The organism is Reyranella sp., assembly GCF_044224635.1.
Taxonomy (GTDB): domain Bacteria; phylum Pseudomonadota; class Alphaproteobacteria; order Reyranellales; family Reyranellaceae; genus Reyranella.
Genome location: NZ_JBGAKA010000026.1, coordinates 1 through 22,833, shown reverse-complemented (window position 1 = coordinate 22,833; position 22,833 = coordinate 1). Strand labels below are relative to the sequence as shown.

20 protein-coding genes and 1 CRISPR repeat array are annotated in these 22,833 nt (G+C 68.3%); of the genes, 11 read left to right on the top strand and 9 right to left on the bottom strand.

What is annotated here, in order from left to right; all coding sequences use genetic code 11:
- The first annotated feature begins 18 nt into the window (after positions 1-18).
- From gltB to ACILR9_RS21610, 5 genes are all read left to right on the top strand, one after another.
- Entirely contained in the window at positions 19-4,557 is a 4,539-nt protein-coding gene (gene gltB / locus ACILR9_RS21630) for a glutamate synthase large subunit (protein ID WP_395712033.1), read from the top strand.
- A 432-nt stretch (positions 4,558-4,989) separates the two neighbouring features.
- A complete protein-coding gene (locus tag ACILR9_RS21625; RefSeq protein WP_395712032.1) occupies positions 4,990-5,865 on the top strand; it encodes a DMT family transporter in 876 nt (291 codons plus the stop codon).
- A 21-nt stretch (positions 5,866-5,886) separates the two neighbouring features.
- Positions 5,887-6,699, top strand: coding sequence for an alpha/beta hydrolase (locus ACILR9_RS21620; protein WP_395712031.1), 813 nt, complete (start codon positions 5,887-5,889; stop codon positions 6,697-6,699).
- 90 nt (positions 6,700-6,789) lie between these two features.
- A complete protein-coding gene (locus ACILR9_RS21615) occupies positions 6,790-7,491 on the top strand; it encodes a CoA transferase subunit A (RefSeq protein ID WP_395712030.1) in 702 nt (233 codons plus the stop codon).
- A gap of 26 nt (positions 7,492-7,517) precedes the next feature.
- Positions 7,518-8,183, top strand: coding sequence for a CoA transferase subunit B (locus ACILR9_RS21610; RefSeq protein ID WP_395712029.1), 666 nt, complete (start codon positions 7,518-7,520; stop codon positions 8,181-8,183).
- Between the two features lie 29 nt (positions 8,184-8,212).
- On the opposite strand, the gene ACILR9_RS21605 is transcribed toward ACILR9_RS21610, so the two are convergent.
- Entirely contained in the window at positions 8,213-8,437 is a 225-nt protein-coding gene (locus ACILR9_RS21605; RefSeq protein ID WP_395712028.1) for a hypothetical protein, read from the bottom strand.
- Positions 8,438-8,542: 105 nt separating this feature from the next.
- On the opposite strand from ACILR9_RS21605, the gene ACILR9_RS21600 reads away from it, so the two are divergent.
- The 4 genes from ACILR9_RS21600 to ACILR9_RS21585 all read left to right on the top strand — a co-directional run bounded on the left by ACILR9_RS21600 (position 8,543) and on the right by ACILR9_RS21585 (position 13,312).
- A complete protein-coding gene (locus ACILR9_RS21600) occupies positions 8,543-9,862 on the top strand; it encodes a Rieske 2Fe-2S domain-containing protein (protein WP_395712027.1) in 1,320 nt (439 codons plus the stop codon).
- On the top strand, positions 9,859-10,737 hold the full coding sequence (locus ACILR9_RS21595) for a 3-keto-5-aminohexanoate cleavage protein (protein WP_395712026.1): 879 nt from the start codon (positions 9,859-9,861) through the stop codon (positions 10,735-10,737). Before ACILR9_RS21600 ends, ACILR9_RS21595 begins: the two co-directional genes overlap by 4 nt.
- 97 nt (positions 10,738-10,834) lie before the next feature.
- The gene (locus tag ACILR9_RS21590; RefSeq protein WP_395712025.1) at positions 10,835-12,106 is read left to right on the top strand and encodes an MFS transporter; all 1,272 of its coding nucleotides are present in this window, start codon (positions 10,835-10,837) and stop codon (positions 12,104-12,106) included.
- A gap of 108 nt (positions 12,107-12,214) precedes the next feature.
- On the top strand, positions 12,215-13,312 hold the full coding sequence (locus ACILR9_RS21585; RefSeq protein WP_395712024.1) for an LLM class flavin-dependent oxidoreductase: 1,098 nt from the start codon (positions 12,215-12,217) through the stop codon (positions 13,310-13,312).
- A gap of 73 nt (positions 13,313-13,385) precedes the next feature.
- On the opposite strand, the gene ACILR9_RS21580 is transcribed toward ACILR9_RS21585, so the two are convergent.
- The 3 genes from ACILR9_RS21580 to ACILR9_RS21570 form a co-directional block, all read right to left on the bottom strand.
- A complete protein-coding gene (locus tag ACILR9_RS21580; protein ID WP_395712111.1) occupies positions 13,386-13,541 on the bottom strand; it encodes a YetF domain-containing protein in 156 nt (51 codons plus the stop codon).
- A 7-nt stretch (positions 13,542-13,548) separates the two neighbouring features.
- Positions 13,549-13,875: an NIPSNAP family protein gene (locus ACILR9_RS21575; protein ID WP_395712023.1), complete on the bottom strand. Its 327-nt coding sequence runs from the start codon at positions 13,873-13,875 to the stop codon at positions 13,549-13,551.
- 153 nt (positions 13,876-14,028) lie between these two features.
- The gene (locus ACILR9_RS21570; RefSeq protein ID WP_395712022.1) at positions 14,029-14,790 is read right to left on the bottom strand and encodes an SDR family NAD(P)-dependent oxidoreductase; all 762 of its coding nucleotides are present in this window, start codon (positions 14,788-14,790) and stop codon (positions 14,029-14,031) included.
- A 56-nt stretch (positions 14,791-14,846) separates the two neighbouring features.
- On the opposite strand from ACILR9_RS21570, the gene ACILR9_RS21565 reads away from it, so the two are divergent.
- Positions 14,847-15,377 (top strand): VOC family protein, encoded by a 531-nt coding sequence (locus ACILR9_RS21565; protein ID WP_395712021.1) that lies wholly within the window; start codon positions 14,847-14,849, stop codon positions 15,375-15,377.
- 47 nt (positions 15,378-15,424) lie between these two features.
- Here ACILR9_RS21565 and ACILR9_RS21560 read toward each other — a convergent pair whose 3' ends face one another.
- Positions 15,425-15,790, bottom strand: a complete 366-nt coding sequence (locus tag ACILR9_RS21560; protein WP_395712020.1) for a hypothetical protein — start codon at positions 15,788-15,790, stop codon at positions 15,425-15,427.
- Positions 15,791-15,948: 158 nt separating this feature from the next.
- The gene (locus tag ACILR9_RS21555) at positions 15,949-17,295 is read right to left on the bottom strand and encodes an amidohydrolase family protein (protein ID WP_395712019.1); all 1,347 of its coding nucleotides are present in this window, start codon (positions 17,293-17,295) and stop codon (positions 15,949-15,951) included.
- Positions 17,296-17,512: 217 nt separating this feature from the next.
- Between ACILR9_RS21555 and ACILR9_RS21550 the strand changes: the two genes are divergently transcribed.
- On the top strand, positions 17,513-18,595 hold the full coding sequence (locus ACILR9_RS21550; protein ID WP_395712018.1) for an LLM class flavin-dependent oxidoreductase: 1,083 nt from the start codon (positions 17,513-17,515) through the stop codon (positions 18,593-18,595).
- A gap of 224 nt (positions 18,596-18,819) precedes the next feature.
- Here ACILR9_RS21550 and ACILR9_RS21545 read toward each other — a convergent pair whose 3' ends face one another.
- From ACILR9_RS21545 to ACILR9_RS21535, 3 genes are all read right to left on the bottom strand, one after another.
- Entirely contained in the window at positions 18,820-20,586 is a 1,767-nt protein-coding gene (locus ACILR9_RS21545) for a hypothetical protein (protein ID WP_395712017.1), read from the bottom strand.
- 57 nt (positions 20,587-20,643) lie between these two features.
- Positions 20,644-20,979 (bottom strand): hypothetical protein, encoded by a 336-nt coding sequence (locus ACILR9_RS21540; protein ID WP_395712016.1) that lies wholly within the window; start codon positions 20,977-20,979, stop codon positions 20,644-20,646.
- Between the two features lie 194 nt (positions 20,980-21,173).
- On the bottom strand, positions 21,174-21,401 hold the full coding sequence (locus tag ACILR9_RS21535; protein WP_395712015.1) for a hypothetical protein: 228 nt from the start codon (positions 21,399-21,401) through the stop codon (positions 21,174-21,176).
- Positions 21,402-21,981: 580 nt separating this feature from the next.
- Positions 21,982-22,672: direct repeats of the CRISPR family, unit length 36 nt; unit sequence GCTTCAATGAGGCCGAGGCATGAACGCCTCGGATGC.
- Between the last annotated feature and the right edge of the window lie 161 nt (positions 22,673-22,833).

Sequence of the window (22,833 nt, the reverse complement as noted above, 5' to 3'; positions counted from 1 at the left end):
TTGCAGAAAGTTCACGCCATGACCAACTTCAATGCCGAGCAATTCGTCCGCGACTATCGCGACGGTGTCGCCAAGCTCACCGATGTCTACGGCTACAATCCGGCCAAGGAGGTCGATTCGTGCGGCGTCGGCATGGTCGTGGCGCTCGACGGCAAGCGACGCCGCGACGTCGTCGCGGCCGGCATCGATGCGTTGAAGGCGGTATGGCATCGCGGCGCCGTCGACGCCGACGGCAAGACCGGCGACGGCGCCGGCATCCATGTCGAGATCCCGCAGGACTTCTTCCGCGATCACGTGCGCGATTCGAGCGGCGAGATGCCCGAGGTCGGCCGCATTGCCGTCGGCATGGTGTTCCTGCCGCGCACCGACCTCGCCGCCCAGGAACGCTGCCGCATCATCGTCGAGACCGAGATCCTGCGCTTCGGCCACACCATCCTGGGCTGGCGCCAGGTGCCGGTCGACATCTCGGTGATCGGCGAGAAGGCCAATGCCACGCGGCCGGAGATCGAGCAGATCCTGATCGGCCGCGGCGATCCCAGGCTCGACAATCGCGAGTTCGAGAAGCAGCTCTACATCCTGCGCCGGCGCATGGAGAAGGCGGCGCAGGCCGAGAATATCGGCGAGTTCTACGTCTGCTCGCTCAGCTGCCGCTCGATCGTCTACAAGGGCATGTTCCTCGCCGAGCATCTGTCGGCGTTCTATCCCGACCTGCTCGACGAGCGCTTCGCCTCGCGCTTCGCGATCTTCCACCAGCGCTATTCGACCAACACCTTCCCGCAATGGCGGCTGGCCCAGCCGTTCCGCGTGCTGGCGCACAACGGCGAGATCAACACCATCCTGGGCAACGTCAACTGGATGAAGAGCCACGAGGCGCGGCTGAGCCACGAGCATTTCGGCCGGGCGATCGAGGACCTGAAGCCGATCATCCAGCCCGAGGCCTCCGATTCGTCGGCGCTCGACAACGTGTTCGAGCTGCTGGTGCGCGGCCATCGCAACCTGCCGATGGTCAAGACGATGATGATTCCCGAGGCGTCGTCGTTCAACCCGACGGTGCCCGCAAAGCACCGCGCCATGTACAACTACGTCAACGGCGTCATGGAGCCGTGGGACGGGCCGGCCGCGATCGCTGCCGTCGCCGGCAAGTGGGCGCTGGTCGGGCTCGACCGCAACGGCTTGCGGCCGATGCGCTATGTGCGCACCTCGACCGACCTGCTGATCGCCGGCTCCGAGGCCGGAATGGTGCCGCAGGACGAAGCGGCGATCGTCGAGAAGGGCCGGCTCGGCCCGGGCGAGATGCTGGCCGTCGATATGGACCAGCCGGCGCTCTACAAGGACCACGAGCTGAAGGACATGCTGGCCGGCACGCACGACTACGCGGCATGGACGGCGCGCACGGTCGAGCTCGATTCGCTGATCAAGCAGGACGCGCCGGCGGCCGAGCGCTTCGCCGCGGACGAGTTGCGCCGGCGCCAGTTCGCTGTCGGCTGGTCGATCGAGGATCTCGAGATGATCCTCCATCCCATGGTCGAGGACGCCAAGGAAGCGGTCGGCTCGATGGGTGACGACGGGCCGCTCGCGGTGCTCTCCGACACCTACCGCGGCATGCATCACTTCTTCCGGCAGAATTTCAGCCAGGTGACCAATCCGCCAATCGACAGCCTGCGCGAACGCAATGTCATGACCTTGCGCACCCGGCTGGGCAATCTCGGCAACGTGCTCGACGAGAGCCCGGAGCAGAGCGAGATGCTGTCGCTGCAGTCGCCGATCGTGCTCAACGCCGAGTTCGAGGCGATGCGCAAGTACATGGGCGAGTCGGCCGCGCGCATCGACTGCACGTTCGATCCGACCGGCGGGCTGGACGCCATGCGCCAGGCCTTCGAGCGCATCTGCCACGAGGCCGAGGAGGCGGTGCGTCGCGGCTGCCTGCACATCGTGCTGACCGACGCCAATGTCGACATCGACCGCGCCGCGCTGCCGATGATCCTGGCGGCGGGCGGCGTGCATTCCTACCTGGTGCGCCAGTCGCTGCGCACCTTCACCTCGCTCAACGTGCGGTCGGCCGAGTGCCTGGACGTGCACTATGCCGCCGTCATCATCGGCGTCGGCGCCACCACGGTGAACCCCTACCTCGCCGAGGAGACCATTGCCGCCCGTCACAAGCGTGGGCTGTTCGGCAAGCTCACGCTTGGCCAGTGCCTCGCCAACTACAAGAAGGCGCTCGACGATGGCCTCCTGAAGGTGATGTCCAAGATGGGCATCTCGGTGCTGTCGTCGTACCGCGGCGGCTGCAACTTCGAGGCCGTCGGCCTGTCGCGCTCGCTGGTCGCCGAGTTCTTCCCCGGCATGCCTTCGCGTATTTCCGGCATCGGCCTGCGCGGCGTGCAGGAGAAGATCGCCGAGCAGCATGCGCGCGCCTTCGACGAGGACGTGATCGCGCTGCCGATCGGCGGCTTCTACAAGGCGCGCATGGGCGGCGATCGCCACAATTTCGAAGGCAACCTGATCCACATGTTGCAGGACGCGGTCAACACCGAATCCTACGCCAAGTTCCGCAAGTACAGCGAGCAGGTGCGCCGCCTGCCGCCGATCAACCTGCGCGACCTGCTGGACTTCAAGGCCGACCGCAAGCCGATCCCGATCGACGAGGTCTGCTCGATCACCGAGCTGCGCAAGCGGCTGGTGGCGCCCGGCATCTCGCTGGGCGCGCTCGGCCCCGAGGCGCACGAGACGCTGTCGATCGCCATGAACCGGATCGGCGCCAAGTCCGACTCGGGCGAGGGCGGCGAGGATCCGGCGCGCTACAAGGCGCGCGCCAACGGCGACAACGCCTCGTCGGCGATCAAGCAGGTGGCGTCGGGCCGCTTCGGCGTCACGGCGGAGTACCTGAACAACTGCCGCGAGCTCGAGATCAAGGTGGCGCAGGGCGCCAAGCCCGGCGAAGGCGGCCAGCTGCCTGGGCCCAAGGTGAGCGAGATGATCGCCCGCCTGCGCCATTCGACACAAGGCGTCAGCCTGATCAGCCCGCCGCCGCATCACGACATCTACTCGATCGAGGATCTGGCGCAGCTGATCTACGACCTGAAGCAGATCAACCCGGAGGCGAGGGTGGCGGTGAAGCTGGTCGCCCGCTCGGGCATCGGCACGGTTGCCGCCGGCGTGGCCAAGGCCAAGGCCGACACCATCCTGGTGTCGGGCCACAGCGGCGGCACCGGCGCCTCGCCGCAGACCAGCATCAAGTATGCCGGCATCCCGTGGGAGATGGGCCTGTCGGAGACCCACCAGGTGCTGACGCTCAACCGGCTGCGCGACAAGGTGCTGCTGCGCACCGACGGCGGCATCAAGACCGGCCGCGACGTGGTGATCGCCGCCATGCTGGGCGCCGAGGAGTACGGCATCGGCACCGCCTCGCTGATCGCCATGGGCTGCATCATGGTGCGGCAGTGCCATTCCAACACCTGCCCGGTCGGCGTGTGCACGCAGGACCCGAAGCTGCGCGCCAAGTTCGAGGGCACACCCGACAAGGTCGTCAACCTGTTCAGCTTCGTGGCCGAGGAGGTGCGCGAGATCCTGGCCCAGCTCGGCTATCGCTCGCTGCTCGAGCTGGTCGGCCGCTCCGATCTCCTGAAGCAGGTGAGCCGCGGCGCGCGCTATCTCGACGACCTCGACCTCAATCCGCTGCTGGCGCGCGCCGACGGCGGGCGCGGGGCGGTGCACAACACGATCGAGGGCCGCAACGAGGTGCCCGACACGCTCGACGCTCAGATGATCCGCGACGCCCGGCCCCTGTTCACGCACCGCGAGAAGATGCAGCTGCAGTACAGCGTGCGGAACACCCATCGCGCCGTCGGCACGCGGCTCGCCGCCATGATCACGCGCAGCTACGGCATGAACGGCCTGCAGCCCGACACGGTGACGGTGCGCCTGCGCGGCACCGCCGGCCAGTCGCTCGGCGCCTTCGCCGTGCGCGGCATGAAGCTCGAGGTCTATGGCGACGCCAACGACTATGTCGGCAAGGGCTTGAGCGGCGGCACCATCGTCGTGCGCCCGCCGGTGTCGAGCCCGCTGGTGCCCGACGCCAACACCATCATCGGCAACACGGTCCTCTATGGCGCCACGGCCGGCAAGCTGTTCGCCTCGGGCCGCGCCGGCGAGCGCTTCGCCGTGCGCAACTCCGGCGCCGACACGGTGGTCGAAGGCGTCGGCAGCAACGGCTGCGAGTACATGACCGGCGGCACCGCCGTGATCCTGGGCCCGGTCGGCATCAACTTCGCCGCCGGCATGACCGGCGGCATGGCCTTCGTCTACGATCCGGAGAACGTCTTCGCGCTCAAGGCCAACCCCGAGACGGTGGTGTGGCAGCGCGTCGACCATCCGCACTGGGAGGCGATGGCGCGCACCCTGGTGGAGGAGCATGTCGGCGAGACCAGGTCGCCGCTCGGCGCCCGCCTGCTCAACGACTGGGATCGCTGCCTCGAGCATTTCTGGCAGGTCGTCCCCAAGGAGATGCTGGCCCGCCTGCCCCAACCGCTGAGCGTCAGCGAGGCCAAGCGAGCGTGATCGCTGGGGGGCGCCCCTGGCAAGAAACAGACTCTTCCGCTGGGAGCGCGCCACTCCAGGCCAGGGCATTCGCATATGGGCGCGCTTTTCATTCTCCTCCCCAGCTTCGCTGGGGAGGTGTCGCCGTCTTACGGCGACGGAGGGGTCATGGGCAGCGGGACTGGAGCCGATGACCCCTCCGCCCCCGATTACGGGGGCACCTCCTATGAAAATCGGGGCGGGCACCGCCCCGATTTTCTCAGCATCGTGGTGCGCGCCGGCGTGCTGGGGGTCTCCCCAGCGAAACTGGGGAGGAGAATGAAAAGCGCGCCCATATGCGAATGCCCTGCACTTCAGGCGGAGTAGTCTCCGCCAGCGTGGCGCTCTTCTTGCCGACCACAATCCCATGAGCGCCATCGGAGTGGCGCGCTCCCGGCAATGAATCCTTCGCCCATGCCCCGCGTCGCCTACGCCCAGCTCGCCGCATCGGTCGTGCTGTTCGGGCTGTCGTTTCCGATCCTCAAGATCGGATTGCAGGCCAGCACGCCGGTGTGGCTGGCCGCCGGCCGAACGACCCTGTCGGCGCTGTCGGCCTTCGCGCTGCTGCTGGCACTCGGCCGCCTGCGCTGGCCGCGGCGCGCCGACTGGCCGATCGTGCTGTCGGTCGGCGCCTTCCAGCTCTCGCTCTATTTCACCTTCGTCAACATCGGCTTGCAGACCGTACCGCCCGGCCGTTCGGGCGTGCTGAGCTACACGGCGCTCCTGTGGATGGTGCCCTTGTCGCTGCTGGTCGGCGAGCGCATCGGCGGGCGCGCCGTGCTGGGCGTGCTGCTGGGCTTCGGCGGAATCGTCGTGCTGATGGAGCCGACGCGTCTCGACTGGAACAACCGCGCCGTCGTCGAAGGTCATGCCTGGCTGCTGCTTGCGGGATTGTCGTGGGCGATCGCCATCCTGCATGCGCGACGTCATCGCTGGCAGGGCACGCCGCTCGACGTGCTGCCGTGGCAGATGTCGGTGGCGAGCCTGCTGCTGTGGTCGCTCGCCGTCTTGCTCGAGCCTCGCGGCCATCTCGATCTCGGCAAGTGCGAGCTGTGGATCGCGCTGCTGTATGTCGGCTCGTTCGCCGGGCCGATCGGCACCTGGGCCGCCGTCTCGGTCGCCCGCGCCCTGCCGCCGATCACCGGTGCGCTCGGCATGCTGGGCACGCCGCTGGTCGGCATCGCCGCCTCGGCGCTGCTGGTCGGCGAAACGATCACCGCCAGCCTGCTGCTCGGCACCGCGCTGATCATCGCCGGTATTGCCATCGTCATCCTCGACCGCAAGACTTGAGGCAGTGACGGAGGAGTGCAGATGGACTGGGGCAGGATGAGCCGCGCCGAGCGCGACGCGGCCTACAACAACACCTTGGCGGTGAAGAACAGCGCCGAGCTCAATGCCGAGCGCGAGGCCCAATCGGCCGAGTTCCGCCGCGCCCGTCCCGGGCATCTCGACGTGCGTTACGGGCCACGCGAGCGCAACAGCTGGGATCTCTTCCCGGCGGCCACCCCCAACGCGCCCTGCTTCGTCTTCATCCACGGCGGCTACTGGCAGCGCAACAGCAAGGACCTGTTCGCCAACCTGATGGGCGGTGTCCACGCCCATGGCTGGTCGGCCGCCCTGCCCGGCTACACGCTGGCGCCCGACGCTTCGCTGACCGAGATCGTGGCCGAGATCAATGCCGCGCTGGATTGGCTCAGCGACAACGGACCGGCGCACGGCATCGCCGGCAAGGTGATCCTCTCCGGCTGGTCGGCCGGCGGCCATCTGACGGCCGCCTGCCTCGGCCATCGCCGGGTCAGCAGCGGCCTCGCCATCTCCGGCGTGTACGAGCTCGGGCCGATCCGCGACACCTACCTGAACGAGAAGCTGCAGCTCACCGACAGCGAGATCGAGACGCTGTCGCCGCTGCGCCAGCCGATGATCAACAAGCCGCTCGCGATCACCTACGGCACAGCCGAGCTGCCGCCGCTGGTCGGCGACAGCCGCGCCCTGAATGCCAGGCGCGCCGCCGAGCACCTGCCGGGTGCCCTGATCCCAATCGCCGGCGCCGATCATTTCACCATCGTGACACAGCTGCCCAAACCCGACAGCGAGCTGGTTCGCCAGCTTCTGCTGTTGGCCTAAACCGGCGGCGGCCGGTTCGACAGGTCGCGTTGACAGCCCGCGACGCCGCCCCGCATATGCTCGCGGTACAGAATTTGCACGGGACGGTCGATGGCGAACAAGGTCTACAAGGATGCCAGGTCGGCGCTCGAGGGCGTGCTGCACGACGGTATGATGCTGATGTGCGGCGGCTTCGGCCTGGTCGGCATTCCCGACAAGCTGATCCACGCGGTGCGCGATCTCGGGGCGAAGAATCTCACCTGCGTATCGAACAACGCCGGCATCGACGGCGCCGGGCTCGGCGTGCTGCTCGAGACGGGACAGGTCAGGAAGATGATCTCGTCCTATGTCGGCGAGAACAAGACCTTCGCCAAGCTCTACCTCGAGGGCAAGCTCGAGCTCGAGTTCAACCCGCAGGGCACCCTGGCCGAGCGCTGCCGCGCCGGCGGCGCCGGCATCCCGGCCTTCTACACCAAGACCGGCGTCGGCACGCTGGTCGCCGAGGGCAAGGAGACCAAGGTCTTCGACGGCGAGGAATACCTGATGGAGCGCAGCCTGTTCGGCGACCTGGCGCTGGTGAAGGCGTGGAAGGGCGACGCCGCCGGCAACCTCGTCTATCGCAAGGCGGCGCGGAACTTCAATCCGATGATGGCGACGGCGGCCAAGGTGTGCATCGCCGAGGTCGAGGAGCTGGTGCCGGTCGGCGCCATCGATCCCGACCACGTCCACACGCCCGGCATCTTCGTCAATCGCATCCTGTGCGGCGCGCCGTACGACAAGCAGATCGAGCAGCGCACCATTCGCAAAGCCTGAGCATTTTGAGGCGAGGAGATATTCCCATGGCCTGGACCCGAGATCAGATGGCGGCACGCGCCGCCAAGGAATTGAAGGACGGCTTCTACGTCAATCTCGGCATCGGCATCCCGACCCTGGTGTCGAACTACGTGCCGGAGGATGTCGACATCACGCTGCAGAGCGAGAACGGCATGCTGGGCGTCGGCCCCTTCCCGCTCGACAACGAGGTCGATGCCGACATCATCAATGCCGGCAAGCAGACCGTGACCGAGCTCAAGGGCACGTCCTACTTCTCCTCGGCCGACAGCTTCGCCATGGTGCGCGGCGGCCATATCGACCTGTCGATCCTGGGCGCCATGGAAGTGGCGGAGAACGGCGACCTCGCCAACTGGATGATCCCGGGCAAGATGGTGAAAGGCATGGGCGGCGCCATGGACCTGGTGGCCGGCGTGCGTCGCGTCATCGTCACCATGGAGCACGTCTCCAAGGACGGCGCCTCCAAGCTCCTCAAGGAGTGCACCCTGCCGCTGACCGGCCGGCGCGTGGTCGACATGGTGATCTCCGAGCTCGGCGTGTTCGCCGTCGACAAGAAGGGCGACGGTGGCGTCACCCTGATCGAGCTGGCCGACGGCGTGACCGTGGACGAGGTCAAGGCCAAGACCAAGGCCAAGCTCTCGATCGGCACGGGAGTGGAAGAAAAGGTCGCCTGACCGTCGGTCAGGTCGGCGGCTCCGCGCCGTCAGGCATCGACAAGATTGAGCCGCTTCTCGATTCGATCGAGGCGTCCGTCCATCCGGTCCATGCGTGCGGCTTGTCCCGCCAGATCGACATGGACCTGCGCGAGGTTGGTTTCGACGGAGCTGACGCGACGGACGAGCTCGTCGACCTTTGCTTCCAAACGCTGCTGACCCGCCCGCATATCGCGCAGGATCGTCAGCACCAGATTGTCCGGCTCGTCGGTCATGCCACTGAACATAGGTAGACGACCGCGTGGGGTCAATCGCCGGCCCCATGGCCGCCGCCTGCCGCGCCCGCTATCCTCCCGTCGCCACCCAGCAGGAGGCAGCACATGACGACGGCGAGCGAAGGCCAGGAGCTGACACGGGTCGGGCCCGGCACCCCGATGGGGCAGTTGATGCGGCAGTACTGGCTGCCGGCGATGCTGTCGTCGGAGCTCGAGCGCGACGGGCCGCAGGTCCGCCTCATGCTGCTCGGCGAGAAGCTGATCGCCTTCCGCGACAGCGCCGGCCGGGTCGGCGTGCTGGACCAGCGCTGCCCGCATCGCTGCGCCTCGCTGTTCCTCGGGCGCAACGAGCAGGGCGGGCTGCGCTGCGTCTATCACGGCTGGAAGTTCGACGTCGCCGGCAACTGCGTCGACATGCCGAGCGTGCCCGAGGACCAGGACTTCAAGCACAAGGTCAGGGCCAAGGCCTATCCGACGATCGAGCGCGCCGGCCTGGTCTGGGTCTATATGGGCGAGCTCGGGGCTGCGCACCCGCCGCCGCCGCTGCCCGGCTTCGAGGTGCTCGACCTGCCGGCCGACGAGATCAACGTCAGCCTGATGATGCGACGCTGCAACTGGCTGCAGGCGCTCGAGGGCGAGATCGACACCGCGCATTTCGGCTTCCTGCACGGCGGCCACGTCGATCCCAACGACGTGCCGGAGACCGATCCGTTCTACTTCACCATCACCAACCGCGCGCCGCAGTACCACGTCGCCGATGCGCCGTGGGGCACGCAGTATGCCGGCTACCGCGGCGCCGGGCCGGGCCAGACCTACTGGCGCTTCGCCAACTTCCTGTTCCCCTGCTGGTCGCAGGCGCCCAACGGCGAGTTCGCCAGCCACATGCATGCCCGCGGCTGGGTGCCGATGGACGATAACCACACCATGTTCGTCTTCATCTGGTGGAAGAAGGCCAGGTCGGCGCAGGCTCTGCCGCAGCCGCGCTTCAAGGACGGCACGCCGATCGGCGGCACCGGCCGCGGCGGCATCAGGATGCTGCCCAACACCACCGACTGGCTGGGCCGCTGGCGCATGGCGATGAACGAGGACAACGACTGGGGCCTCGATCGCGACGCCCAGCGCAGCAACCGGGTCTACAGCGGCATCGACGGCATCCATCTGCAGGATCAGGCGATCACCGAGAGCATGGGGCCGATCACCGACTTCGCCTGGGAGCATCTCGCGCCGTCCGACCAGATGATCACCCGCACGCGCCGCCGCCTGCTGCGCGCCGCCCGCGCACTCAAGGAAAGCGGCACCCTGCCGCCCGGCGCCGACCAACCTGAAGTCTACCGCGCCGCGCGCAGCGGCTACTTCCTGAGCCAGGACCAGAGCGCCTGGCACGAGGTCTATGCCCGGACCCTGGCCGAGGCGGTCCATCCGTGACCCGCAAGACCTGGATCGAGGTGGCGCTGAACGGCGGCTGGAGCCCGCGCCACCAAGCCGGCGTGCCCGTCACCGTCGAGGCGATCGTCGCCGAGGGCATCGCCTCGGCGCGCGCCGGCGCCGCCATCATCCACGCCCATGCCTACGACGGCGACGGCACGCAGACCTTCGACTGGCAGGTCTATGCCCGCATCATCGAGGGCATCCGGAGCGCCACCGACGCGCTGGTCTATCCGTCCTATCCGTTCACCCCCGCCATCGACATCGAAAGCGAGACGGCGCCGCGCTTCGCCCATGTCGAAGCGCTGGCCGAGCGCGGCCTGCTCGACTTCGCGGTGATCGACCCGGGCAGCGTCAACCTCTCGCTGCGCACGACGACGGCCGAAGCCCGGCCGGCCGTCACCTACGTCAATCCGGAAGCCCACATCCGCCACGCCCTAACCTTCGCCCGGCGCCACGGCTTTCATCCGGCTTTCGCCATCTACGAGCCGGGCTTCACCCGCGCCGGCGCGGCGCTCGCCCGCGCCGCCGGCGTCAAGCCGCCGCTCTACCGCTTCATGTTCGCGGAGAAATTCGCCTTCGGCTTCCCGCCGCGGCCCTGGGCGCTCGCCGCCCATCTCGCCCTGCTCGGCGAGGAAGCGCCCGGCGCGCCGTGGATGATCGCCGGGCTCACAGTCGATGTCCGCCCGCTGATCGGCGAGGCGGTGGCGCGCGGCGGCCATATCCGCGTCGGCCTCGAGGACGCCCCGCTCGGCAGCGACATGAGCAACCTCGCCTGGGCCGAGGACGCCGTCCGCCTCGTCCGCCGACACGGCGGCGAGCCGGCGACGGCGACCGAGGTGCGGCAGGGGCTGAAGGCTCTGGCGGCGGGCTGACGTCTTCCCACGGAGTGGCGCGGCCCCGGCTGATGAGCGTTCGCGTGGCGGCCCCGGCAACTCGCCCTCCCCGCCGCGATCGGCTAAAGGCCGGGCGATGTCGTCTGCGTTTCCGCGCCAGGGGCTGGTGATCGTCGCCGTCATGGCCATCACCTACGTCGCCAGCCACTTCTTCCGGGCGTCCAACGTCACGATCGGGCTCGACCTGATGCGCGACCTGCAGATCGGGCCGGGCGCGTTGGGTGCGCTGACCGGCGCGTTCTTCTTCGGCTTTTCTGCCATGCAGATCCCGTGTGGCTTCTTCTTCGACCGCTACGGGCCGCGCCTCACCGTCACCGCGATGCTTCTGGTGGCGCTGAGCGGCACGACGCTGTTCGTGCTGGCGCCCGACTGGCCATTGCTGCTGACCGGCCGCGTGCTGATGGGTGCCGGCTTCGGCGTCATGCTGATCGGCAGCATGGTGCTGATCTCGCGCTGGTTCCCGCCCGACCGCTTCTCGACGCTCGCCTCGCTGGTCTTGTCGATCGGCCTGATCGGCAACCTGCTGGCGACGACGCCGCTCGCCTGGGCGACGGAGCAAGTCGGCTGGCGGCCATTGTTCGGCATGGTGCTGGGCTTCACCGCCGTCGCCACGCTCGCGGTCTGGCTGATCGTGCGCGACGCGCCGCCCGACCATCCCTTCCTCGCGCGCAAGACGGAATCGGCCGGCGAGATGATGCGCGGCCTGGGCGAGGTGCTGCGCAATCCGCAGCTGCTCTTCATCCTGGCGCTGAACTTCTGCAACTACGCCTGCACCTTCACGGTCCAAGGCCTGTGGGGCGGGCCGTTCCTGCGCGAGGCGCATGGGCTGAGCCGCATCGAATCGGGCAACGTGCTGCTCGCCGCCGTGGTCGCCTACCAGGTCGGCATGCTCGTATTCGGTCCGCTCGACCGCAAGCTCGACACGCGCAAATGGATCGCCTTCTTCGGCACCTCGATGATCGCCTCCATCCTCGCCGTGCTCGCCCTGTGGGACGCCCCACCGCTCTGGGTCGCCGCCGGCGCGATCATCGCCATCGGCTTCCTGAGCGCATCCAGCACCATGATCATGACGCACGGCCGCGGCATCTTCCCCGACCGCCTGATCGGCCGCGGCATGGCGACCATGAACACCAGCGTCATGCTGGGCGTCGCCTGCATGCAGAGCCTGTCGGGCTTCATTCTCGGCCTGTTCACGCCGCTCACCGACGGCGCCCGGCCGGAGATCGCCTACCGCACCCTGTTCGGCTTCATGGTCGTGGTGCTGATCGTGGCGCTGGCGGTCTACTCCCGCTCCCGGGACGTGAAGCCCAGCGACGAGCTCAAGGCGAAATTTCGCACCTTGGCCTGATCCAACAGGGCGGGTTGACCGGGCAAAGCGGGCTGAGCGCCTTGCGGCCGGCGCCGTCGCGTGAAAGCATTTCCCCGAAACGAACCCTGACCACCGGGAGGAAGCGCCATGGATGTCGGCATGATGATGGTGTTCGCCAGCTACGGCTGGGAGAGCTGCTCCGACCAGCGCGTGTGGGACGAGGAGATTCGCCTGGCGCGGCTCGCCGCGGACTCGGGCTTCGACTGCCTGTGGTCGGCCGAGCATCACTTCAACGACTACTCCTTCGTGCCCGACAACCTGGCGCTGATGACCCATCTCACGGCGCTCTGCCCGGGCATCGATGTCGGCACGGCGGCGGTGATCATCCCGTGGCACGATCCGCTGCGCGTCGCCGAGAACGCCGCGGTGCTCGACATGCTGAGCAAGGGCCGCCTGCGGCTGGGCCTCGGTCGCGGCCTGGCGCGGCGCGAGTTCGCCGCCTTCCGCATGAGCATGGACGAATCGCGCGGCCGCTTCGACGAGGCGGCGCCGATGATCGTCGAGGCGCTGCGCACCGGCTTCATGGAGGGCGACGGCCGCTACTACAAGCAGCCGCGCATAGAAATCCGGCCGCGGCCGATGCATTCGTTCGACGGCCGCATCTATGCCGTGGCCTCGAGCGAGGATTCGATCGACTCGGCGGCCAAGCTCGGCGCCCACATCGTGATGTTCGCCGACCGGCCGTGGGAGATGCGCGCACCGATGATCGAGCGCGGCCGCGAGCTGCACCGCAAGTATCACGGCGGCGAGCCTCCCACCATCATGCTCACCGAGTTCTGCGTCTGCGGCACCGACCTCGCCGCCACCGAGGAGGAGGCGCGGCGCTACCAGGGCAAGTTCGTCGAGAGCAATTTTTATCACTACGAGTTTCTCGGCGAGCACTTCAAGTCGGTGAAGGGTTACGACTCGTACCAGCAGAAGGCCGACCTGGCGCGCAAGGCAGGCGGCATCGAGGGCGCCGTCACCGGCTTCATGCAGGCGGCGAGCTGGGGCACGCCCGACAAGATCCTGCGCGGCCTCGAGGCGCGCCGGAAGGTGGTCGGCGACTTCGAGCTCAACGTCGCCTTCCGCTTCGGCGGCACGCCGCTCGAGGTCTCCGAGCGCGGGCTGAAACTGTTCGCCAAGGAAGTGCTGCCGGTGGTCAAGAGCTGGGGGCCGGCCAAGGTGGCGGCGCAGGCGGCGTAGGGTCTGTAGCGAGGTAGTCGCCACGAAGCGGTGTCATGCTGGAGCTCACATCCCAGCGCCGGGCCTCGGGCGATCAACGCTTGTCGTGGCGGATGATGCTGATGTGGCCGTCCGCCTCGAGATAGGCCGCCTTGACCTCGGCGCGATCCTCGACACCCTGCTCGCGCAGCTGCGCCATCAGCTCCTCGAGGCAGAGTAACCTCCGCCGGCGTGGCGCGCTCCCGGCGATGAACGCCCTACGGGTGCGGGCCCCAGGGGGCGGCGGTGAGGAGCTTGACCTCCTGGGACGCCAGCAGCTGGCGGAACCTGGGGGCGAAGCCCTCGATGAAATCCTTGTTGGCGTAGACGGCGGCCCAGTGGGCGCGGCGGCCGGCATCGTCGGCGAACTTCCAGAGATGCACGATCTGGTTGATCATGCCGGTGTCGGCCTGGAAGTAGCCGACCAGGTTGGCGTCGTGGCCGCCCTTGTGGAGCGCGGGAAAGCCCAGCTCCTGGTAGAGCTTCACCGCCTCGGCCATCTTGCCGACGTGCAGCGTGTAGGTGCGCAGTTCATAGAGCGCCATGGCGATGTCCTCCTGTCAGATCAAAAGCTGTCTTCGTCATCCTGAGCGACGCGAACGATCTCATTGCCATAGCTGGCGAAGGACTCCGTGGCAGGCGGCGATGAGGCCCTTCGACTTCGCTCAGCACGACAGCGAGGTGTGTGTGGTCAACGATCAGAGCCCGATCCGCTTCCGGAACGGCTCGTCGCGCAGGGCGACGTCCTGGCCGATCAGGTCGTCGGCGGCGGCGCCGGCGCAGAGATAGACCAGGCCGCGCACGGCGTGCTCGACCGGCGTCAGGTTCTGGCGCGGGATCTGGCTGATCATGTTGACCCCCGAGGCGCGGATCTTGACCTGCATGTCGGTGTCGATGGTGCCGGGCGAGAAGCCGAAGACGCGGATGCCGCGGCCCGGCGTCTCGAGCACGATGGCCCGCGTCATCATTGCGAGCCCGGCCTTGCCCGAGCAGTAGGCGCTCCAGCCCTCGAGCGGCCTATAGGCCGCGCCCGAGGAGACGTTGACGATGGTGCCGCCGCCTGCCTCGACCATGCCGCCGAGCACGGCGCGCACGCCGTTGTAGGCGCCGACCAGGTTGATGTGGATGCTGTCGGCCCACGCCGCCGGGTCGGACGACGCCAGCTCGGCGATCGGCTCGATGACGCCGGCATTGTTGACCAGGATGTCGAGCCGGCCGAAGCGCTGGCGCGTCGCCGACACCGCGCGCTCGACCGCCGCGTAGTCGCCGACGTCGCAGCCCATCGCCTCGGCGCGCCCGCCGGCACCGGCGATCTCGTGCGCCACCGCGGCCGACGCCTCGCCGCTGCGCGATACCAGCATCACGCCAGCGCCCGCCTTGGCCAGCGCCCGCGCCACGCCCTCGCCCAGGCCGCGGCTCGCCCCGGTGACCAGCGCGACTTTCCCCATCAGACCCGTCATGATCTCCCCCTCGCGTCGAGACGCGACCTTACACACCCTGAACGGGAGCAAGCCAGATGAGTCGTCTGTTCGGCGAAATGCGCCAGGTCGGGATCGTCGTGCGCGACATCGAGGCCGCCATGGACCACTGGAGTCGCATCTGCGGCGTCGGGCCGTGGTTCTACACCGACAAGCTCGCGGTCACGGAATTCAGCTATCGCGGGGTGAAGCACGACGACCTGCACGTCTCGATCGCGCTCGCCAACTCGGGCGGGGTCCAGCTCGAGCTGATCCAGCAGCGCTGCCAGACGCCCAGCATGTATCGCAGGTTCCTCGACGCCGGACACGAAGGCATGCAGCACTGGTCGAGCTGGCCGGTCGATTACGACGCCAGGCTGAAGCGCGCCTTGGAGAGCGGCTACAGGATCGGTCAGCAGGGCGACAGCGCGCGCGGCCGCTTCGTCTATCTCCTGCAGGAGGGCCATCCCGGCACGGTGATCGAGATGGCTCACATGACCGACGCCCGGCGGCGGATCTTCGACGGCGTGCGCCAGGCGGCGGTTGGATGGGACGGCAGCGACCCGATCCGCCGGGCTTGGCCGACGTAGCGGGCTTTCATGCTCTTGCGGACCGCGAGCGTCTCGCTCGCTCAGGCTCATGAGCGAGCGAGAACCGCCGGCGGGAGCAGGCAGAGGGCGGCGAGCATCCAGCCGAAGTCGGAGAACAGGCAGTCCCAGCCGCCGCGCGAGCGGCGCAGCAGGCACTCGTACTGGTCGATCGTCCAGTAGACACCGACCATGAACAGCGGGTTGGTGACGACGGCCGTCGGCCACAGCTTCCACGCCGGCGCGGCGAGGCCGGGCCAGCGCCGGCACACCAGCGCGGCGATGGCGGCGCCGGCCGCCATGAACAGCGCCAGCATCACGATCGCCCTCAGGTTCAGCACGGCGGTGCCCGCCATGCCGCCGACCGCCAGCCCGGCCAGCACGCTGCCCGCCGCAAAAGGATGAAGCCGCCGCACGTTCTGTTCTCTCTTCCCAGCCCCGACCATCGATTGGAAATGAAAGGTCCCCCCGCTGCGCTTGGGATGACACCATTGTTGTCGCGAGCAACAATGGTGCTGTCATCCCGAGCAAGGCGCTTGCGACGCAAGCGCCGTCAGCGAGGAGCCTTTCGCCGTCAGCCGAGGATGCGCTGGCGCGAGGCGCGCACCATCTCGGCGGCCTTCTTGGCGTCGAAGCCCGGCATGACGCCGCCGCGCAGGCGCACCTGGCCGTCGACGATCACCGTGTCGATCTCGCGCGGGCTGGTCTGCAGCAGCAAATGTGCGCACGGATCGTCGACCACCGAGTCGCCGAACGGCCCCTTGCGCACCAGCAGCACGTCGGCGCGCTTGCCGGGCGTCAGCGAGCCGATCTGCCCGTCGAGCCCCAGCACCCGCGCTGCCTCGATGGTAGCGAGCCGCAGCAGGACGCGCGGTGTGAGGAGCGGCAGGCCCTCGCGCACCGGCGGGCGGCGGCCGATCACGGTCGAGAAGCTGCGCTCCATCGCCCCGTCGAGATAGCCCTGCACGTTGAACATCACGCGCAGCTGGCCCAGCGTATCCGACGCGATCGAGCACGGGATGTCGCAGCCGAACACGACATCGACGCCGCGCTCCATGGCGCGCCGCACCACGTCGGCCGGCGTGCCCTGCGTGTCGGCGGTCGGCGTGAAGCAGAGCGGCATCTTCGCGCCGGCCATCAGGTCGAGCTCGCCGTTGGTCAAGAGGTTGCCGTGGATCACCAGCAGGTCGGGCCCCAGCAGGCCGTCGCCGGCGAGCCGCGCGATGGCGCCAACCTCGTTGACGTGGATGCAGCTCGGCGCCTTGTGCTCGCGCGCGAAGGCGAGCTGGCGGCCGAGGTCGGGTGCGCCGATCGAATCGACGCCGAAACCGATCGTGGTCAGGCTCTGCGGCCGGTGGAAGGTGTTGTAGACATGCCGCGCGTCGGCGAGGCGCGCCTCCAGCCCGGCGAAGCGATCACCGAAGCCGCCCATGAAGGAATAGGTGAACAGGTGGCGGATGCCGACCGCGCGCAGCGCCTCGATCGAGGCGTCGGCGTAGCCCGGCGTGCCGATGTTGTGGCAGTAGTCGACCACGGTGGTGGTGCCGTAGGACAGCATCTCGTGGCCGCCGACCCAGGCGGCGTTGTAGTTGTCCTGCACCGAGAATTTCCGGCGCAGCGGCAGGAGCTCCGAGTAGTAGGCGCCCGGCCAGAGATCGGGCACGTAACCGCGCAAAACCGTCTGCCACAGGCAGGTGTGGGCATCGATGATGCCGGGCAGCGCGATCATGCCCCTACCGTCGATCGTCTCGCCGTCGATCGTCTCGGCACCGCCGCCCGCCGCGGTAGCGGCGCTGTCGAGCGAGGGGCCGACGGCCACGATCGCGCCGTCCTCGATCCGGATGTCGGCCGAGGCGTGATCGTCCAGCTCGTCGTCCATGGTGACGATCTGGGCGCCGCGGATATGGATCTTGTTGGCCATGGTCTTTCGCCTCTCTCGGGGTCTTCGTCTTCCGGACCGCCGCTCATACTCCTCCCCAGCTCCGCTGGGGAGGTGCCCCCGTAATCGGGGGCGGAGGGGTCATGAGCAACAGGCGCGATGCTCATGACCCCTCCGTCCGCGAGGACGCGGACACCTCCCCAGCGAAGCTGGGGAGGAGTATGAAACTCGCCAGGCCCAACCGGAGGAAACCCGCACCATGAAATTCGGAGTCACCGTCGTCCCGCGCGTCGCGGACTGGCAGCTCTTCGTCGATCTCGAGAGGATGGGTTACGACTGCGCCTGGGCGGCCGATTCGCAGATGCTCTACTCCGACGCCTATGCCGTGCTGGCGCTGGCGGCGGCCAACACCGCGCGCATCCGGCTGGGCACGGGGGTCTCGGTCGCCGGCGTGCGGCTGGCGCCGGTCACCGCGCATTCGATCGCCACCATCAACCAGATGGCGCCGGGCCGCGTCTTTCTCGGCATCGGCACCGGCCACACCGCGATGCGCGTCATGGGCAAGGACCCGGTCAAGGCGGCGGCGTTCCGCGAGTACCTGCGCGTGCTGCGCGCCCTGCTGCACGGCGAGGAGGTCGACTACGACCTCGGCGCCGGCAAGACCGACATCCGTTTCCTGCATCCCGACCAGGGCTTCATCGACGTCGAGCATCCGGTGCCGATCTACGTCGCCGCCGACGGCCCGCTGGCGCTGAAGAGCGCCGGCGCCTACGGCGACGGGCGCGTGTGCTCGCACAACCAGACCAGGGCGCGCCTGCAGAAGAGCCTGGAGACCATGCAGGCCGGCGCCGCCGCGGTCGGCCGCACCCTGCCCGACACTTTCCACACCGCCGCGCTCTCCTATGCCTGCGTGCTGCAGCCCGGCGAGAGCATGACCTCCGACCGCGTGATCGACGAGATCGGGCCGATGGCGGCGGCGACCCTGCACTACTGGTGGGAGCTCTACCAGATGAACGGCGACACCAGCACCGTCGCCGGGCGCTGCCGCAACCTGTGGGACGAGTACCTCGCCTTCACCGAGAGGATGGAGCTGCCGCTCGCCAAGCGCTACCAGCAGGTCCATCTCGGCCATTGCGCCTTCCTGCCGCCCGAGGAACGGCGCTTCATCACCGAGGACCTGATCCGCTCGACCGGCGGCCTGGTCGGCACGCCCGACGAGATCATCGCCCTGCTGCGCGAGCGCGAGGCGATGGGCCTCGACGAGATCACCCTGCTGCCGGCGATGGCCACCGCCCGCCGCAACCTCGGCGACTTCGCCGAGAAGGTGATTGCGCGGTATTGAGATCATCTCTCCTCCCCACGCGACGCGTGGGGAGGTGTCCGCGTCTTCGCGGACGGAGGGGTCATGAGTCATGGGAGAGGCTTTCACTCTGACTCATGACCCCTCCGTCGCCGAAGACGGCGACACCTCCCCGGCGAAGACGCCAGGGAGGAGCGCAAAAAGAATCACCCTGCATTCTTGCGTTCGCTGCGTTCGGTGCGTTCGGGCCCTTTGAAATCAAGGGGTTAGCCGACCGCAACCGGCCGATCGGCGGGGGTCGTTGCGGTCGGGGCCGCGTCTTGCGGTCGGGCTTCCTCTGCCGCCGCGCCGTCTCCCGCGGTTCGCGCGCGCCGTGCCGCCGGGTTCGTCGACAGCATGATCAGGCGCGCCCGCGTCGCGACATGGCGGCCGAACGAGACCTCGTAGCCGAGCGGGCGCAGGAACGCGGCGAGCTGGCGCACCCGACCGGCCAGCGCCCGCGGATTGCCCGGCAGGCCGCGGCCGGCGTTGTGTCCCTCGAAGAGCGGCCTCAGCACCTCCAGCAGCAGGCTGGCCGTGCCCTCCCATGTCTCCTGCCGATCCATCAGGGCGATCAAGGCCCCGGTCAGCGGGTCGGCCTCGAGGGAGTCGACGACGGTGCCGCGGCGGTTGGAGTCGTAGGCGGCGCGGAACGTCCCGGCCGGCCACAACGCCGTCTCGCAGGCCGTCGCCCACAGGGCGAAGTCCGCCAGGCGCGGCAAGTGCCTCTGCTGCACGGAGCCGGCGCGCCTCAGGCCTTCGACGAGTGCCGTGAGCAGCACGCCGAGCAGGCGCGGCCGTTCGGCCTCGAACGCGGCCCACAGCGCCGCTTCCGGCTGCCGCTCGGAGACGGCGATGGCGGGCAGCGAGACCACGATTGCGCGGTCGGCGAGGTCCGGCCTCACCGCGAGATCGACGATGCCGTTCAGGATCACCGGCCGCGCCGCGCCGGCGCCGCCGACGCGCCGGCACAGCGCGTCGGCGCACCAGTCCGGCACGGCGGAGAGATTGTCGAAGGCCAGCAGATGCGCCGCCTGGCCGGCCTCGTTCAGCTGGTGGTCGCCGCGCGGCAGGGCGCGCGGCGGCGTCGCCGTCGGATCGATCAGGGCCTGCAGCATGGCCGTGCAGGTCGACTTGGCCGAGCCCTGCTCGCCGGTCAGCACCAGGATCGGACAGGGGCCGCGATCGCGCAGGGCGGCGAACGCCCAGGCGGCGACCATCACCAGATCCTCGTCGCTGCGCAGGTTGAGGAAGCCGCGCAGGCCGTCGATCGATCCGCCCGCTTCGGGAACCGGCAGGGCGCGCTGCGACGCCGGCCGGCGAAAGCGCAGCGGCGGCGCCGCGACGACGCGCCAGCCCGCCGCGTCGATCTCGACCGCGCGCCAGGCGGCGTCTCCCAGATCGAGATAGAGCTTCCCGGCCAGACCGCCGACGCGCAGGTGCACGCGCCGCACGGCAGCGCCCGCGAGCGCCGTCGTCTCGAGCACGCCCATCGCCTCCTGCATCGCCTGTGCCGCCGGGACGCCGCGATGCGTCTCGAGGAAGCGCCGGGTGAGCCAGTGGCGAAAGCCGCGGCCATGCAGAGCCCAGGTCTCGCGATGGCCGTCGACCGCGAGATCGGCGAAGACCTCGCCTTCGGGAGTCCGGAGCAGCGACGCGGATCGGGCCAGGTCTATGAGCTGGTCGGCCTGCCGGCTGCGCGGGATCGCGGACACGGGGCCGCCGTCCTTGCCCCTGGGCATGGCAGCCAGCGAAGCGTCGCTTTCCGCGGCCGCGGCCGCGGCCGCGGCGGCGTTTGCATCAGGCCCGTCGACGGCAGTGGGTGGCGAGGGCGGCGGCAAGCCCTCCGTCGCGATCTGCTGGTGCCTGTCGAGGACCGCCTGCGTCCAGGGCAGCTCATTTCCCGGAATGGCTGGGGGAATGACGAAGGGGGTGGTGTCCAGGGTCGGCCGGCCGTCGCTGCTATCGCCGGTTGAGGTCTTGACGTCGTGCATGGTCCCTCGCACACGGATTGCCTGGGATACATCCGAATAGGATGGCTTCGCGTTCGGTCAATTCGGCGGGGCGACGGTGGCGGCAAAAATGAGCCAGGGGCTCGTGCAATCGAGTGCACACGGCGCCGGGCAGGCCTTGCCCTCTTTCTCGCTCTCGTCGTCGTCCACGTCGCCATCGCCCTGCTTGGACGCATGCGCAGGCTGGTTGCCGGCGATTGTCCGGCGCCTTTCCATGGCCGCCCTGATCATTTGCAACTCGCCCGCCAGGGTTACGCTGGGACCCTTGAAGATCCGTCGAAGGGCTGCGTCCATGGGATGACCGGTCGCCTTCCCGACGCCGGGGGTCGGCTGCCCGTCGACGCGCGCGGCGGTTGATGTCTCGTTCTCGCCCATGGTGTCTCGCCCGCAGATGTGTGGCGATGTATCTGAGTAGGGCGGATTCACATCCTGTCAATCGGGCCCAGCAGAGATGAGTAAATCGAGCCAGAGGGCGACTGTTGGGCCTCGCGCAGGATCGTCAGACGTATTGACACGGCTGGAGCGCTTGCAAGCTGTCTGTGCAATTGTTTGCACGGACGGGCGGCGGGTCATCGTCCGGCAGGAAAGAACGCCGCCAGCAACGCCGACCGGCTCGGCATGGCGCAAAACGGTGATCGGCGTGGCGCTGGTCCGAGCGCGGCGATGGCCGCAATCGGGGAGGTCCGGAAGAGGCTCCTGTCGAACAGGCCGGTCAGCGCGATCTTGCCCCATAGCCGGCGGTCGGGCCGGATCGCTGCGCCGTTGAAGACGCCGAGTGTGGGGAGAATGGCTCCCAAGATCGGCATTCTCGCGGAGCAATTGACCTCGAGAGCAAGCAGCGAAGATGTCTGACCGCTGACCACCGCCGCTGACCAGGAGCTGGAAAGCGGACTGCATCGGGCCTTCTCTGACGCGGCGACCTCTTCGAGAGCCGCATGCCGGGGTGGGCAACCATCCTGCAAGTGCGGTCGTTTCTCAGGGGACACCTCGACCGGCACAACACCGGGTGGTTCATCGAATCCTGGACAAGCACCCAAGGAAGGGTAGATCACATGCAAGCAGCTCATCCTGTTCACTCGCTTCTCGCTCATCTTGAAAAGGAACGTCTTGAGCTCGTCAAAAGCGTTGCAGCGGACGGTGCGCCCTCTCCCGCTAGCCTGGAGCGCTTGGCGACGATCCAACTGGCTGCGATGGCGGTTCGGGAGGAAATCAGGTCTCACTCTCCCAAGCCTGGCTTCGGCGGTGAAAAGGGGTTGGGGTAGACCAGGGCCTTCGGAGCGAGGACCTGTGAGCGGATCGAAGCATCGCCAGCGCCTTCGATGAGGCCGCCGCGGATGGACGGCGTTGAACGTCGCCAGCCCCGGCCGGGGACGCGCTGCTTCAACGAGGCCGAGGCATGAACGCCTCGGGTGCGTCGCACAGAGTTGCACGCGGCTCTCCCCCATCGGTCGGCTTCAATGAGGCCGAGGCATGAACGCCTCGGATGCCAGGTCAAGGACGCGCGGGACCAGATCGCGGGCAACTAGCTTCAATGAGGCCGAGGCATGAACGCCTCGGATGCCATCTCTCCATGAGTTCTCAATGAGTTCTCGGGTGCGCTTCAATGAGGCCGAGGCATGAACGCCTCGGATGCGGGCCGCGACGTTCCCACCCTGCAGCGCTCGCGGCCCTCGCTTCAATGAGGCCGAGGCATGAACGCCTCGGATGCGGTGCCGCCGTAAATTCCAATCTCCTCGGCCTTCGCCAGCTTCAATGAGGCCGAGGCATGAACGCCTCGGATGCCCACACTATCGATTGGGAATCACCATTCGAGATCGTGCTTCAATGAGGCCGAGGCATGAACGCCTCGGATGCCGCCGCCGCCGCCATCGCCGAGGGCAATGACGCCGCTTCAATGAGGCCGAGGCATGAACGCCTCGGATGCACCCGACGCCTTGAGAGCCGCCTTGGCGGCCTCCAGCGCTTCAATGAGGCCGAGGCATGAACGCCTCGGATGCACGACGGCGGCGGCGAACACCGAGGCCGCGTTGCGGCTTCAATGAGGCCGAGGCATGAACGCCTCGGATGCACCAGATCGCCGCGAAGGGCTTGTGACGAAATAATCGAATCGATTCGGGTTGTATAAAGCAGTAATAGAATCCGGATTTCGAGCATGATCAGGTGAGAAACGCTATATATTGATGAAGTGGTCGACTGGGACGCCATTCGTATGCGCTATGAGGCAGTCGC